Origin of the sequence: Salmonella sp. SAL04196 (genome assembly GCF_046550835.1) — a bacterium.
Lineage (GTDB): Bacteria > Pseudomonadota > Gammaproteobacteria > Enterobacterales > Enterobacteriaceae > Salmonella > Salmonella enterica.
Window position 1 is genome coordinate 1 of record NZ_JBGDXE010000004.1, and the last position, 13,554, is coordinate 13,554.

16 protein-coding genes are annotated in these 13,554 nt (G+C 52.5%); 2 read left to right on the forward strand and 14 right to left on the reverse strand.

Going from position 1 to position 13,554, the window contains the following annotated elements; all coding sequences use genetic code 11:
* The 10 genes from ACLJPE_RS15160 to fkpA form a co-directional block, all read right to left on the reverse strand.
* Positions 1-581: GTP-binding protein (locus ACLJPE_RS15160; RefSeq protein WP_072194561.1), on the reverse strand; the 581-nt coding region annotated here is incomplete at its 3' end.
* Positions 582-652: 71 nt separating this feature from the next.
* Positions 653-2,767 (reverse strand): elongation factor G, encoded by a 2,115-nt coding sequence (fusA, locus tag ACLJPE_RS15165; RefSeq protein WP_000124693.1) that lies wholly within the window; start codon positions 2,765-2,767, stop codon positions 653-655.
* Between the two features lie 96 nt (positions 2,768-2,863).
* Entirely contained in the window at positions 2,864-3,334 is a 471-nt protein-coding gene (gene rpsG / locus ACLJPE_RS15170) for a 30S ribosomal protein S7 (protein ID WP_001138042.1), read from the reverse strand.
* Between the two features lie 95 nt (positions 3,335-3,429).
* Positions 3,430-3,804 (reverse strand): 30S ribosomal protein S12, encoded by a 375-nt coding sequence (gene rpsL, locus ACLJPE_RS15175; RefSeq protein ID WP_000246815.1) that lies wholly within the window; start codon positions 3,802-3,804, stop codon positions 3,430-3,432.
* Positions 3,805-3,929: 125 nt separating this feature from the next.
* Positions 3,930-4,217 carry a sulfurtransferase complex subunit TusB gene (tusB, locus tag ACLJPE_RS15180; RefSeq protein ID WP_000903402.1) on the reverse strand — a complete coding sequence of 96 codons (288 nt, stop codon included), beginning with the start codon at positions 4,215-4,217 and terminating at the stop codon, positions 3,930-3,932.
* Positions 4,218-4,224: 7 nt separating this feature from the next.
* Complete coding sequence (gene tusC, locus ACLJPE_RS15185) at positions 4,225-4,581, reverse strand: sulfurtransferase complex subunit TusC (protein ID WP_000820705.1); 357 nt, start codon at positions 4,579-4,581, stop codon at positions 4,225-4,227.
* The gene (gene tusD / locus ACLJPE_RS15190; RefSeq protein ID WP_001268010.1) at positions 4,581-4,967 is read right to left on the reverse strand and encodes a sulfurtransferase complex subunit TusD; all 387 of its coding nucleotides are present in this window, start codon (positions 4,965-4,967) and stop codon (positions 4,581-4,583) included. Before tusD ends, tusC begins: the two co-directional genes overlap by 1 nt.
* On the reverse strand, positions 4,967-5,689 hold the full coding sequence (locus tag ACLJPE_RS15195) for a transcriptional regulator (protein ID WP_000091471.1): 723 nt from the start codon (positions 5,687-5,689) through the stop codon (positions 4,967-4,969). Before ACLJPE_RS15195 ends, tusD begins: the two co-directional genes overlap by 1 nt.
* Before the next feature lie 346 nt (positions 5,690-6,035).
* Positions 6,036-6,494 carry an IS200/IS605-like element IS200F family transposase gene (tnpA, locus tag ACLJPE_RS15200; protein WP_052905122.1) on the reverse strand — a complete coding sequence of 153 codons (459 nt, stop codon included), beginning with the start codon at positions 6,492-6,494 and terminating at the stop codon, positions 6,036-6,038.
* Positions 6,495-6,676: 182 nt separating this feature from the next.
* Positions 6,677-7,495 carry an FKBP-type peptidyl-prolyl cis-trans isomerase gene (gene fkpA / locus ACLJPE_RS15205; RefSeq protein WP_000838225.1) on the reverse strand — a complete coding sequence of 273 codons (819 nt, stop codon included), beginning with the start codon at positions 7,493-7,495 and terminating at the stop codon, positions 6,677-6,679.
* Between the two features lie 219 nt (positions 7,496-7,714).
* Here fkpA and ACLJPE_RS15210 point away from each other — a divergent pair, with 219 nt between their 5' ends.
* On the forward strand, positions 7,715-7,933 hold the full coding sequence (locus tag ACLJPE_RS15210) for a protein SlyX (RefSeq protein WP_001152701.1): 219 nt from the start codon (positions 7,715-7,717) through the stop codon (positions 7,931-7,933).
* Between the two features lie 187 nt (positions 7,934-8,120).
* On the opposite strand, the gene slyD is transcribed toward ACLJPE_RS15210, so the two are convergent.
* From slyD to kefG, 4 genes are all read right to left on the reverse strand, one after another.
* Entirely contained in the window at positions 8,121-8,711 is a 591-nt protein-coding gene (slyD, locus tag ACLJPE_RS15215; RefSeq protein WP_000861341.1) for a peptidylprolyl isomerase, read from the reverse strand.
* A gap of 94 nt (positions 8,712-8,805) precedes the next feature.
* A complete protein-coding gene (locus ACLJPE_RS15220) occupies positions 8,806-9,006 on the reverse strand; it encodes a YheV family putative zinc ribbon protein (protein ID WP_001007735.1) in 201 nt (66 codons plus the stop codon).
* Between the two features lie 9 nt (positions 9,007-9,015).
* Positions 9,016-10,821 (reverse strand): glutathione-regulated potassium-efflux system protein KefB, encoded by a 1,806-nt coding sequence (gene kefB, locus ACLJPE_RS15225; protein ID WP_000398133.1) that lies wholly within the window; start codon positions 10,819-10,821, stop codon positions 9,016-9,018.
* Positions 10,821-11,372, reverse strand: coding sequence for a glutathione-regulated potassium-efflux system ancillary protein KefG (kefG, locus tag ACLJPE_RS15230; RefSeq protein ID WP_000081820.1), 552 nt, complete (start codon positions 11,370-11,372; stop codon positions 10,821-10,823). Before kefG ends, kefB begins: the two co-directional genes overlap by 1 nt.
* A gap of 265 nt (positions 11,373-11,637) precedes the next feature.
* On the opposite strand from kefG, the gene ACLJPE_RS15235 reads away from it, so the two are divergent.
* Positions 11,638-13,545 (forward strand): ABC transporter ATP-binding protein, encoded by a 1,908-nt coding sequence (locus tag ACLJPE_RS15235; RefSeq protein WP_039513594.1) that lies wholly within the window; start codon positions 11,638-11,640, stop codon positions 13,543-13,545.
* The last annotated feature ends 9 nt before the right edge of the window (positions 13,546-13,554 follow it).

Below are 13,554 nucleotides of genomic sequence, written 5' to 3' on the forward strand. Positions count from 1 at the left end.
CCAGCCAGTTCGATGATTTTCGCTTCCCACTCTGCGTCGCCTTCCAGCGCTTTCAGAGCAGAACCACGAACGATCGGAGTGTCGTCGCCCGGGAAGTCGTACTGAGACAGAAGTTCACGAACTTCCATTTCAACCAGTTCCAGCAGCTCTTCGTCATCAACCATGTCGCATTTGTTCAGGAACACGATGATGTACGGAACGCCTACCTGACGACCCAGCAGGATGTGCTCACGGGTCTGCGGCATCGGGCCGTCAGTCGCAGCAACAACCAGGATCGCGCCGTCCATCTGAGCAGCACCGGTGATCATGTTTTTAACATAGTCGGCGTGCCCCGGGCAGTCTACGTGTGCGTAGTGGCGGGTCGGGGTATCGTATTCAACGTGAGAAGTGTTGATGGTGATACCACGCGCTTTTTCTTCCGGAGCGTTATCGATCTGGTCGAATGCACGAGCAGCACCGCCGTAGGTTTTAGCCAGTACGGTGGTGATTGCAGCGGTCAGGGTAGTTTTACCGTGGTCAACGTGGCCGATGGTGCCGACGTTAACGTGCGGTTTTGTACGTTCAAATTTTTCTTTAGACACGGCTATATTCCTTACTATAGCGCTCTCCCCTTCAGGAGAGAGCACGGGATTTTGGTTTTTAACCCTGCGGCTTATTTACCACGGGCTTCGATTACGGCCTGAGCAACGTTGTTCGGCGCATCATCATACTTCAGGAATTCCATAGTGTACGATGCGCGACCTTTGGTCAGAGAACGCAGCTGAGTTGCATATCCGAACATTTCAGACAGCGGTACTTCAGCGTGGATCTTAACGCCTGTAACTTCAGATTCCTGACCTTTGAGCATACCACGACGGCGGCTAAGGTCGCCGATAACGTCACCGGTATTCTCTTCAGGTGTTTCTACTTCAACCTTCATGATCGGCTCAAGCAGAACTGGTTTTGCTTTCTTAAAGCCTTCTTTAAAGGCGATAGACGCAGCCAGTTTAAACGCCAGCTCAGAGGAGTCAACGTCATGGTAAGAACCGAAGTGCAGACGCACACCGAGATCAACTACCGGATAACCCGCCAGCGGGCCAGACTTCAGCTGCTCCTGGATGCCTTTATCAACGGCCGGGATGTATTCGCCAGGAATTACACCACCTTTGATGTCGTTGATGAACTCGTAACCTTTCGGGTTAGAGCCCGGCTCCAGCGGGTACATGTCGATAACAACATGACCATACTGACCGCGACCACCAGACTGTTTCGCGTGTTTACCTTCGATGTCGGTAACTTTCGCGCGAATCGCTTCGCGGTAAGCAACCTGAGGTTTACCCACGTTAGCTTCAACGTTGAATTCACGCTTCATACGGTCAACGATGATATCCAGGTGAAGTTCACCCATACCAGCGATGATGGTCTGGTTAGATTCTTCGTCAGTCCATACGCGGAATGACGGGTCTTCTTTCGCCAGACGGCCCAGAGCCAGACCCATTTTTTCCTGGTCAGCTTTGGTTTTCGGTTCTACCGCGATGGAGATTACCGGCTCAGGGAATTCCATACGTTCCAGAATGATCGGGTTTTCCGGATCACACAGGGTGTCACCGGTAGTCACGTCTTTCAGGCCGATAGCAGCCGCGATGTCGCCCGCGCGAACTTCTTTGATCTCTTCACGTTTGTTGGCGTGCATCTGAACGATACGACCGAAACGCTCACGTGCGGTTTTCACGGAGTTCAGTACGGTATCACCAGAGTTAACCACACCGGAGTACACACGGAAGAAGGTCAGGTTACCCACAAACGGGTCGGTAGCGATTTTGAACGCCAGCGCAGAGAACGGCTCGTCGTCGCTTGCGTGACGCTCAGCCGGAGTATCTTTACCGTCGTCCAGAATACCGTTGATCGCAGGTACGTCTACCGGGGATGGCAGGTAATCAATTACCGCATCCAGCATCGCCTGAACACCTTTGTTCTTGAATGCAGAACCACAGGTTACCAGGATGATTTCGTTGTTCAGAACGCGCTGACGCAGAGCTTGTTTGATCTCTTCTTCAGTCAGTTCTTCACCACCCAGGTATTTTTCCATCAGCTCTTCAGAAGCTTCTGCGGCGGACTCGATCAGGTTCTGGTGCCATTCGTTAGCCAGGTCCTGCATGTCAGCCGGGATATCTTCGTATTCGAAGGTAACGCCCTGGTCGGCATCGTTCCAGTTGATGGCTTTCATTTTCACCAGGTCAACAACGCCGGTGAAACCTTCTTCAGCACCAATTGCCAGCTGCAGCGGAACCGGGTTCGCGCCCAGACGGGTTTTGATCTGACCAACAACTTTCAGGAAGTTCGCGCCCATGCGGTCCATTTTGTTAACGAACGCAATACGCGGAACTTTGTATTTGTTTGCCTGACGCCATACGGTTTCAGACTGCGGCTGAACACCACCAACTGCGCAGTAAACCATTACCGCACCATCGAGAACACGCATGGAACGTTCTACTTCGATAGTGAAGTCAACGTGCCCCGGGGTGTCGATGATGTTGATGCGATGCGGTTCATACTGCTTAGCCATACCAGACCAGAATGCAGTAGTCGCTGCGGAGGTGATAGTAATACCACGCTCCTGCTCCTGCTCCATCCAGTCCATGGTAGCTGCGCCGTCATGAACTTCACCGATTTTGTGGTTTACACCGGTGTAGAACAGAATACGTTCGGTAGTAGTGGTTTTACCGGCGTCGATGTGCGCACTGATACCGATATTACGGTAGCGTGCGATGGGTGTTGTACGAGCCATTTGATTCCTCGTTGATATCTTTAGGCGTTCAGTTAAGTTATCCAAAACGGGCGACTTACCTGAAGCGCCCGCCTGGTGACTATGACTCCGAAGGGATTACCAACGGTAGTGTGCGAACGCCTTGTTGGCTTCTGCCATACGGTGAACGTCTTCACGTTTCTTAACTGCAGTACCTTTGTTGTCTGCAGCGTCAGAAAGTTCGTTCGCCAGGCGCAGAGCCATGGATTTATCACCGCGTTTACGAGCAGCTTCTACGATCCAACGCATTGCCAGAGCATTACGACGGACCGGACGGACTTCAACTGGTACCTGATAAGTAGAACCACCTACACGGCGGGATTTAACTTCTACAGTCGGGCGAACGTTTTCGAGAGCGACTTCGAAAGCTTCCAGTTCAGATTTACCAGAACGCTGAGCCAGGGTCTCCAGCGCGCTGTATACGATTGATTCTGCAGTAGATTTTTTACCATCTACCATCAGGATATTGACAAATTTAGCCAGCAGTTCTGATCCGAACTTCGGATCCGGCAGAATTTTACGCTGACCAATGACGCGACGACGTGGCATGGAAATACTCCGTTGTTAATTCAGGATTGTCCAAAACTCTACGAGTTTAGTTTGACATTAATTTAAAACGTTTGGCCTTACTTAACGGAGAACCATTAAGCCTTAGGACGCTTCACGCCGTACTTAGAACGAGCTTGCTTACGGTCTTTAACGCCGGAGCAGTCAAGCGCGCCACGAACGGTGTGGTAACGAACACCCGGGAGGTCTTTAACACGACCGCCACGGATCAGGATCACGGAGTGCTCCTGCAGGTTGTGACCTTCACCACCGATGTAGGAAGTCACTTCAAAACCGTTAGTCAGACGAACACGGCAAACTTTACGCAGTGCGGAGTTCGGTTTTTTAGGAGTGGTAGTATATACACGAGTACATACGCCACGTTTTTGCGGACATGCTTCCAGCGCAGGCACGTTGCTTTTCGCAACTTTGCGAGCACGTGGTTTGCGTACCAGCTGGTTAACTGTTGCCATTAAATAGCTCCTGGTTTTAGCTTTTGCTTCGTAAACACGTAATAAAACGCCCTCACACAATATGAGGACGCCGAATTTTAGGGCGGTGTCGAAAAGGTGTCAAGAAATATACAACGATCCCGCCATCACCAGGCCATCTGGTTGGCATACTTAACCGTGAGTCTGACAAACTCAGTATAGTCAACCCTGACGACACTGTCTGAAATTTGACCACCCAGGCCGCGGGCGTCAATGTCTTCTTTCAAGGCATAGACCGTTATGGGGGCATCGCGCAGACTTTCAAGGTAGCGGTTACCTTCAATCGCGACGGTAACGCCATCCTGGAGCAACAAAAGCGCATCGCCCTCTTTTAGCAGGCGCAGCAAAGCGGGAAAATCAACGCTCGAAGCGCAATGAGGTAAGGTATGCAGCATAAACGACTCAGAATCTCAGGATGACATCATAGTTGCCAAGCTCGCGGCGTAGCGCCACGGGTTCCAGCGGCGTGGCGTCTACCACAAAATTAACGTTTTCCAGACCACGCTCGCGCAGCGATGCCGCGCAGATCCAGCATTGATCAATATCGTACAAATCAAAGAGCTTGAAAGTAGCAATATAATCACGCGCCAGCACAGCGTCTGGTTTTTGTCCCGGTAATAACTGAAAGACGCCGTCGCTGATAAAAAAGACGCCCAGCGCTTCCGTTAGCGCTGACGTCGCCAGCAGCGCATCCAGTCCTTCACGGCCTGAGGCGCTGCCGTGCGGCGCGGTGGAAAAGACAAATGCAATACGTTTCATTAAAACTGCACCACCCGATCGCAGGTGAGAGATGCCTCCGCCAGCGCGCCCAGTCCGCTTAGCGTAAAGCCCGGCTGAAGATTGGCGGACGGCAACGCCAGTCTGCCAGCTTCAGTTTCATCAATAATACCGCGACGAAGCGCCGCCGCGACACAGATGTTCAGCGCTACGCCATGCTGCGTATTCAATTTCTGCCAGGCGCGTACCAGATCATATTCATCGCTCGCCGGCGAGGTCAGGAGATTGGCGTTATAGACACCTTCCCGATAGAAAAAGACGCTGGCTAACTCATGCCCCTCATTGAGCAGCGCGTGGGCGAACTGCAATGCGCTGCTGGCCTGCTGGGTGCCATATGCCGGCCCGGTGACCATAATGGCATAACGCATTATTTATCCTGCCCCTGAAAATCGCCGCTTTTGAACTGGCGAATATAGAGGTAAACCGTGTGTTTTGAGATATTCAGACGATCGGCTACCTGGTTAATGGCGTCTTTAATATCGAAAATGCCTTTTTCGTACAGGTTAAGGACGATCTGACGATTTTTCGCGTTGTTAGAGACATTACGATCGGCATTCACTTCTTCGATCGTGAACTCCAGCGTCTGGGTGACTAAATCTTCGACTGAGGAGGCAAAATTAACCGCTGAGCCGACTTCCGGCGTTTCCGGCGGAATAAAGGTATTCATAATCTGTGAAAATGGCACATCAAGATTCATGTTGATGCACAGTAGACCAATGACGCGCTGCTCGCGGTTGCGAATGGCAATCGTCAACGACTTCATCAAGACACCGCTTTTCGCGCGCGTGAAATAGCATTTCGACACGCTACTGTCCGCCCCTGTCATGTCGTGCAACATGCGCAACGCCAGGTCGGTAATCGGCGAGCCAATTTTACGGCCCGTATGTTCGCCATTGGCAATACGAATGGCTGAACATTTTAGATCCTGCAAAGAGTGCAATACGATTTCACAATGGGAACCTATAAGCATCGCTAACCCGTCCACTACCGCTTCGTAGGATTTCAGAATATCGAAGTCGGTTTGCTCGAAGGGACGCTGATCCAGCAAATCAAGTTCACTGGTTTCGTTGGTTAAAAGCGACCTGGACATGAAAAAAAACACTCCTTTTCAGGAGCCTGTCGTTATGTTTTCAGGGCAGGCTCATTATTTACGCGGATGATTAAATTAATACAGTGAGGGTTCATCTTTCCAGTACTAATTTGCTCGTCTATTTCAGACTACGTGCGCGTTGGCGGTCATTCAGCCTACGGTCTCGCCCTTAACGACCAGCACAAGCGCCGTTATCCGCAAATCAAATTATGGTGAGTAATATATCCGGCCTGCATAAATAAATATCCTCCGGCATAGCCGGAGGTTTTTCAGATGCGCCTGTAAGGCTCTCTTACCAGCCGCGCCCTAACAGGCGCATACGATCTGACATTTGCATCAAATTTCGTTACTTACGGCCCGTAAACGGGCTGCCCGGATAAGGGATCGATAATTGCTCACCCATTTTATCCTCTTCAAGCTGGTGCTTTATGTAGTCCTGTATCTTCGCCGTGTTCTTACCCACCGTATCGACATAGCACCCTCTGCACCAGAACTCCCTGTTCCTGTATTTGAATTTTAGATCCCCAAACTGCTCGTAAAGCATCAGACTACTTTTACCATTCAGATATCCCATGAAGCTCGACACACTCATCTTCGGCGGGATCTCCAGAAGCATGTGAATATGATCTGCACAACATTCCGCTTCCAGAATTCGTACGTTTTTCCATTCACACAATTTTCTTAATATGCTGCCTACTGCCCTTCGCTTCTCTCCATAGAACGCTTGTCTTCGGTATTTGGGCGCGAAAACTATGTGATATTTACAGTTCCATCGGGTGTGCGCTAAGCTCTTTTCGTCCCCCATTGGGACCCCCTTTTGATTTCTTGTTGAACTTTTGCAGTTGCCAGACCGCAAGATGTTTTAACAAATCAAAAGGGGTTTTAATAACTGACTTAAAGCTGAAAGCTTTCCGGAACCCCCAGCCTAGCTGGGGGTTTTCCATAGACAAAAAAACCGCCGCTATTACAAGCGGCGGCTCTCAGTTTTTATTTTTTAGCAGCATCTGCGGCTTTAGCGTCAGCCGCATCGGCAGGTTTAGCATCCGCTTTCGGCGCTGGTTTGATATCCAGCAGCTCTACGTCGAATACCAGGGTGGAGTTCGCCGGGATACCCGGAACGCCCGTTTTACCGTAGGCCAGCGCCGGTGGGATAACCAGCTTGATCTTGCCGCCTTTCTTAATATTTTTCAGGCCTTCAGTCCAGCCAGGGATAACGCCGTCCAGACGGAAGGAGAGCGGTTCGCCGCGCGTGTAAGAGTTATCAAACTCTTTACCGTCGATCAGCGTACCTTTGTAGTTCACCACAACGGTATCGCTATCTTTCGGCGCCTCGCCTGTGCCTTCTTTCTCTACTTTGTAAAGCAGACCGGTAGAGGAGGTTTTCACGCCTTTCTCTTTAGCAAAAGCGTCGCGGAACGTTTTACCTTTTGCTTCGTTATCGGCAGCGTCTTTTTCCATCTTCGCCTGAGCAGCGCTCTTCACACGTGCTTCAAACGTCTGCAGCGTTTGCTCAATTTCCTGATCGGACAGTTTGCTCTTATCGGCAAAGGCATCCTGAACGCCGGCAATCAACTGATCTTTATCCAGTTTGATGCCCAACTTTTCCTGCTCTTTAAGCGAATTTTCCATGTAACGACCCAGCGAGGCGCCCAGCGCATAAGCCGCTTTTTGGTCGTCGTTTTTAAATGCTGCTTTGCTATCAGCGGTAGCTGCCGGTTTCGCCGCATCAGCAGCAAAAGTGATCGGTGCGTGCATAGCAACGGCCATCGTAGTTGCCAGCAGCGTGGCTTTAAACAGTGATTTCATCCATATCTCCAGGGCCGGGGCATCTCGCCCCATGTTAACTTACGTAAGAAGCGTACTATAAATCGTTGCAGAACAAATCAACATACGAACACGCCCTATTATCACTTCTTTTCAGACTCTTTTTGTTTAAATTAGTTTCGTAGTGCGCGTAATGGTTGCTGTGAAAGCCGGTAAAGTTAAGTAGAATCCGCCGACGGAGACAACATAAAGAGGTACATCATGCAGGATATCACGATGGAAGCTCGTCTGGCTGAACTGGAAAGCCGTCTGGCGTTCCAGGAGATTACCATAGAAGAACTAAACCTGACGGTAACCGCACATGAAATGGAGATGGCGAAGCTGCGCGATCATCTGCGTTTGCTCACGGAAAAGTTAAAAGCCAGTCAGCCGTCAAATATCGCCTCTCAGGCAGAAGAAACGCCGCCGCCGCATTATTGAGACGAAAAAAAAGCGGGGATAACCCGCTTTTTTGTGCCCGATGATTTATCGAACCAATGATAATACCCTAAGGATTTCGAGTCACAGCAAGGCGGCAAGCTTGAAAATTCCCCGGGAGCATAGATAACTATGTGACCGGGGTTTGAAAGCGTAGCCAACACCGCGGTGGCTTGAAAGACGACGGGGATTAATGGCAACCGCAGCCGCCTTTACCACCGCCACCGCAGCAGCCTTCGCCGCCGTGCTCGTGACCATGGTCATGACCATGACCGCCACAGCAGCCGTCTTCACCGTGATCGTGGTGGTGATCGTGCGCGCCGTGAACATGGCCGTGAGCCAGTTCTTCTTCAGTCGCTTCACGAATCGCAACAACTTCGACGTTAAATTTCAGATTCTGGCCCGCCAGCATGTGGTTACCATCAACCACAACGTGATCGTCTTCCACTTCGGTAATCTCTACCGGTACCGGGCCCTGGTCGGTTTCCGCCAGGAAACGCATCCCTACCTGCAGTTCATCAACGCCCATAAAGACGTCTTTAGGCACACGCTGCACCAGATTTTCGTCATACTGGCCGTAAGCGTCGTTCGCGCCAACAGCGACATCAAATTTGTCGCCGACTTCATGGCCTTCCAGCGCGGTTTCCAGACCAGAGATCAGGGAGCCGTGACCGTGCAGGTAATCCAGCGGCGCACTCACCGGAGACTCATCAACCAACACACCGTCTTCTGTACGTACCTGATAGGCCAGGCTGACCACCAGGTCTTTTGCTACTTTCATGATATCTCCTGAGCATGGGAAGAATAGTGGCGCAGATTGTAGCGGAATTCTGCAGCCGTGTACCCCTTAGCTTAAAAAAACCTGCGGCATATCGCTAGTCCGGATGAAAAATCCCGATCACTTGCTCTTCTTTGCGAACATGCTCGCGAACGTCTTTATCCGCTTCCCGCATTTGATGCCCGCACTTAACGCATTCAACAATATCGACATTATTTTCACGCCACATCGCCATTGTATCCTGCGCCTGACAGGCCGGACATTTCGCGCCTGCAATAAAACGTTTACGGATTGCCATTGTTCACCTCTACTCAAATTCATCCCAGCCATCCAACTGGCGCCGTTCCTGTTGCATTTCGCGCTGAAAAATCTCCTCCAGTTCGCGTCGGGCCTCTCTGGCGCGCGAAATCTGTACCATGTCGCTATGCTCCGGGATCAGTTCCCGCAACATTCGCATATCCAGCCGACGAAAATGCAACTGCGCGCGTTGCGCCTGATGCGGATGCATACCTAACGACACCAGAGTTTTACGTCCCAATTCCAGCGCGCTGGAAAACGTTTCACGGGAAAACTGCGTGACGCCAGCCTGTAATAACTCATGGGCCTCCACACGTCCACGCGCTCGCGCAAGAATATGCAGATGAGGAAAATGCTGCTGACACAGCGCCACCAGCTTCATCGTGTCTTCCGGTTCATTACACGTGATGACTATCGACTCCGCCGCCTCCGCGCCCGCAGAACGCAGCAGCTCGACTTGTGTAGCGTCGCCGTAATACACTTTATAACCATATTTGCGCATCAGATTAACGGCGCCGATATCGCGTTCCAGCACGGTGATACGCATCTTATTCGCCATCAATAAGCGAGCGATCACCTGACCAAAACGGCCAAAGCCGACGACAATTACCTGGGGCTTATCATCCTCAACCCACGGCTTTTCATCATTCTCTTCCGGGCCATTAAGGCGGCGCGATAACCACTTATCAATCCCTTTCATCAGTAGCGGCGTGGTCATCATTGATAACGTGACAGTCACCAATAATAACGCCATCTGATCGCCCTGAAACAGGCGCTGAGAAGAGGCGGTAGAAAAGAGCACAAAAGCGAACTCGCCCCCCTGACTCAGCACGCTGGCAAACTGCATCCGTTCAGAACTTCTTATTCCATATAGCCGCGCCAGCAGATACAGCGTCAGCATTTTTATGACGACCAGAATAACAACGCTCGCCGCCACCCACAGTAAATGGGTATAAAGTACGCCGAGATTTAGCGACATACCGACGGAGATAAAGAACAGCCCAAGCAGTAAACCTTTAAAGGGATCGATAGCGTTTTCCAGCTCATGCCGGTATTCGCTCTCTGCCAGTAAAACGCCGGCAATGAAGGTTCCCAGGGCCATCGACAGTCCCAGCGCGTCCATAAATAAGGCGGCGCTCAACACCAGCAACAACGTCGCGGCAGTGAAGACCTCCCGCACGCCGGACGCAGCAATAAAACGAAATACCGGGCGCAACAGGTAACGACCGCCAATCAGCATTACCGCGAAGGCCAATACCTTCATTGCCACTTTAAACCAGTCGAAATGCTCGTCGGCCGATCCCGCCAATAAAGGCACCAACGCCAGTGCGGGGATCACCGCTAAATCCTGAAACAGTAAGACGGAAAACCCTAACTGCCCGGACTCGCTACGGTTCATGCCTTTCTCGCGCATCAGTTGTAGCGCCATCGCCGTCGAAGACATCGCCAGGCCAATCCCGCCGACGACCGCCGCCTGCCATAAGAAATCAGCAAGCATCAATAACCCCGCCAGCACCGCCGCGCTTAACAGCACCTGAGCAGCGCCGACGCCGAAGATAGAGCGCCGTAGTTGCCAAAGCCGGGACGGATTGAGTTCGAGACCAATGATAAACATCAGAAACACGACGCCCAGTTCGGAAAAGTGCAGGATCTCGTCAACGTCGCTGATAAATCCCAGCCCCCACGGACCGATGGCGATTCCCGCCAGCAAATACCCTAGCACCGCGCCGATGCCCAGCCTGGCCGCCAGCGGCACCGCCGCCACCGCCGCGAAGAGAAACAACACTCCCGCTGTCAATAAATCAGCACCTTCCATCAATAGCCTCCCGCGCTCACAGGATTCGCCAGCCACTCGCCATAGGCTTTCGCATGACTGGCCAGCGTCTGCGGCGACTGGCGCCGCGCCCAGTACACAATAATGGGCGGCATCCAGTGCATCCGGCACATGGCCGCGGTCAATTCAAAGGGGCGCAGTACATCGCTCATTGGATAGCGGTTTAGCGCGTCATACCGGTAAGCGCTCTCCGGCTCGCCGGTCGTAATCACGCTACGCCAGTACTTTCCCACCAGTTGGTTTCCCCCTGGTCCGCTGGCGAACCCCCGACTCAAAACGCGATCAAGCCATTCTTTCAGTAAAGCCGGACAGCTATAGGTGTAAAGGGGATGCTGAAAAACAATGACGTCGTGCTCACGTAACAGGGCTTGTTCATAGGGCGTGTCGATAAAAAAATCAGGATAGCGCGCGTAAAGATCGTGCACGGTTACGTTATTGTGCTGTATGGCCGGTTTAAGCAGTACCCGGTTAGCAACCGAGTCCTGAGATTCCGGATGGGCATACAACAGCAAGACTTTCGCTGGCTGAGACATCAATCCCCCTCCCGGTTGTTTTGGGTCGATACATGCCATTCTTCGGGCCGCTTCTACGTTGACAGCGTTTGTTCAACTCAGGAACGTACTCTATGTCCGCCGCTGGGGATTAATGAGAGATATTCTTGTCCCTCACCAAAGGCGGCCTGAATGATTTTGTGTATCGTTGTTGTTTTGAGCTACCATTGCGCTCCAGCGCGGCGGTACGCCCGAATATTACATTATCATAATGATAAATTAACATAGTCTGAACATACGGCGCCTTATGATTGTTTTCTCCTCGTTACAAATTCGTCGCGGCGTGCGCGTCCTACTGGACAATGCCTCGGCTACCATTAATCCAGGCCAGAAAGTCGGCCTGGTGGGTAAAAACGGCTGCGGTAAATCTACCCTGCTGGCATTGCTAAAAAATGAAATCAGCGCCGATGCCGGGAGTTTTACCCTGCCCGGAACCTGGCAATTAGCGTGGGTGAATCAGGAAACACCTGCGTTGCCTCAGCCAGCGATTGAGTATGTCATTGACGGCGACCGTGAATACCGGCATCTGGAGGCGCAGCTTAACGACGCCAACGAACGTAACGACGGACATGCTATCGCCTCCATACATGGCAAGCTGGACGCCATCGACGCATGGACCGTTCGTTCGCGCGCCGCCAGCCTGCTACACGGTCTCGGCTTCTCTAACGATCAGCTGGAACGTCCGGTCAGCGACTTTTCCGGCGGCTGGCGGATGCGCCTTAACCTGGCCCAGGCGTTGATTTGCCGTTCCGATTTACTGCTGCTCGACGAACCGACCAACCACCTCGATCTGGATGCCGTTATCTGGCTGGAAAAATGGCTGAAGAGCTATCCAGGCACCCTGCTTCTGATCTCCCACGATCGCGATTTTCTTGACCCGATAGTGGATAAAATTATCCATATCGAACAGCAGACTCTGTTCGAGTACACCGGCAACTACAGCGCGTTTGAAGTTCAGCGCGCCACGCGCCTGGCGCAACAGCAGGCGATGTATGAGAGCCAGCAGGAGCGTGTGGCGCATCTGCAAAGCTACATCGACCGTTTCCGCGCCAAAGCGACCAAGGCCAAGCAGGCACAAAGCCGTATCAAGATGCTGGAGCGTATGGAGCTGATTGCGCCAGCTCATGTCGACAACCCGTTCCATTTCAGCTTCCGCGCGCCGGAAAGCCTGCCGAACCCGCTGCTGAAGATGGAAAAAGTCAGCGCAGGTTATGGCGATCGCATCATTCTGGAATCCATCAAGCTGAACCTGGTGCCCGGCTCGCGTATCGGCCTGCTGGGCCGCAACGGCGCGGGGAAATCGACGCTGATCAAGCTGCTGGCGGGCGAACTGGAACCGTTGCACGGTGAAATTGGCCTCGCCAAAGGCATTAAGCTCGGCTACTTCGCCCAGCACCAACTGGAGTTCCTGCGCGCCGATGAATCCCCGTTGCAGCATATGGCGCGTCTGGCGCCGCAGGAACTGGAGCAGAAGCTGCGCGACTATCTCGGCGGCTTCGGCTTCCAGGGCGACAAAGTAACGGAAGAGACGCAACGTTTCTCCGGCGGCGAGAAAGCGCGCCTGGTGCTGGCGCTGATCGTCTGGCAGCGTCCAAATCTGCTGCTGCTCGATGAACCGACCAACCACCTGGATCTCGACATGCGTCAGGCGCTCACCGAAGCGCTGATTGATTTCGAAGGCGCATTGGTCGTCGTGTCGCACGACCGCCACCTGATTCGCTCCACCACTGACGACCTCTATCTGGTTCACGACAAAAAGGTCGAACCGTTCGACGGCGACCTGGAAGATTATCAGCAGTGGTTGAGCGATGTGCAGAAGCAGGAAAACCAGGCCGACGACGCGCCGAAGGAAAACAACGCCAACAGCGCCCAGTCACGCAAAGATCAGAAGCGTCGCGAAGCCGAGCTACGCACTCTGACGCAGCCGCTGCGTAAAGAGATTACCCGTCTGGAAAAAGAGATGGAAAAGCTCAACGCCCAGTTAGCGCAGGCGGAAGAGAAGCTCGGCGACAGCAGCCTGTATGACCCCAGCCGTAAAGCGGAGATGACCGAGTGTCTGCAACAGCAGGCCAGCGCCAAATCCGGGCTGGAAGAATGTGAAATGGCATGGCTTGAGGCGCAGGAGCAGCTTGAGCAAATGATGCAGAACGACTAACGCGCGGGG

What these genes read in the sequence shown, in the direction of transcription:
- tusB (WP_000903402.1), bottom strand. Translation starts at nt 4,217, where the DNA reads ATGCTGCATACCTTACCTCATTGCGCTTCGAGCGTTGATTTTCCCGCT.
- fkpA (WP_000838225.1), bottom strand. Translation starts at nt 7,495, where the DNA reads ATGAAATCACTGTTTAAAGCCACGCTGCTGGCAACTACGATGGCCGTT.
- kefG (WP_000081820.1), bottom strand. Translation starts at nt 11,372, where the DNA reads ATGTCTCAGCCAGCGAAAGTCTTGCTGTTGTATGCCCATCCGGAATCT.
- rpsG (WP_001138042.1), bottom strand. Translation starts at nt 3,334, where the DNA reads ATGCCACGTCGTCGCGTCATTGGTCAGCGTAAAATTCTGCCGGATCCG.
- rpsL (WP_000246815.1), bottom strand. Translation starts at nt 3,804, where the DNA reads ATGGCAACAGTTAACCAGCTGGTACGCAAACCACGTGCTCGCAAAGTT.
- tusD (WP_001268010.1), bottom strand. Translation starts at nt 4,967, where the DNA reads ATGCGTTATGCCATTATGGTCACCGGGCCGGCATATGGCACCCAGCAG.
- slyD (WP_000861341.1), bottom strand. Translation starts at nt 8,711, where the DNA reads ATGAAAGTAGCAAAAGACCTGGTGGTCAGCCTGGCCTATCAGGTACGT.
- tusC (WP_000820705.1), bottom strand. Translation starts at nt 4,581, where the DNA reads ATGAAACGTATTGCATTTGTCTTTTCCACCGCGCCGCACGGCAGCGCC.
- ACLJPE_RS15210 (WP_001152701.1), top strand. Translation starts at nt 7,715, where the DNA reads ATGCAGGATATCACGATGGAAGCTCGTCTGGCTGAACTGGAAAGCCGT.
- ACLJPE_RS15220 (WP_001007735.1), bottom strand. Translation starts at nt 9,006, where the DNA reads ATGGCAATCCGTAAACGTTTTATTGCAGGCGCGAAATGTCCGGCCTGT.
- fusA (WP_000124693.1), bottom strand. Translation starts at nt 2,767, where the DNA reads ATGGCTCGTACAACACCCATCGCACGCTACCGTAATATCGGTATCAGT.
- ACLJPE_RS15235 (WP_039513594.1), top strand. Translation starts at nt 11,638, where the DNA reads ATGATTGTTTTCTCCTCGTTACAAATTCGTCGCGGCGTGCGCGTCCTA.
- tnpA (WP_052905122.1), bottom strand. Translation starts at nt 6,494, where the DNA reads ATGGGGGACGAAAAGAGCTTAGCGCACACCCGATGGAACTGTAAATAT.
- kefB (WP_000398133.1), bottom strand. Translation starts at nt 10,821, where the DNA reads ATGGAAGGTGCTGATTTATTGACAGCGGGAGTGTTGTTTCTCTTCGCG.
- ACLJPE_RS15195 (WP_000091471.1), bottom strand. Translation starts at nt 5,689, where the DNA reads ATGTCCAGGTCGCTTTTAACCAACGAAACCAGTGAACTTGATTTGCTG.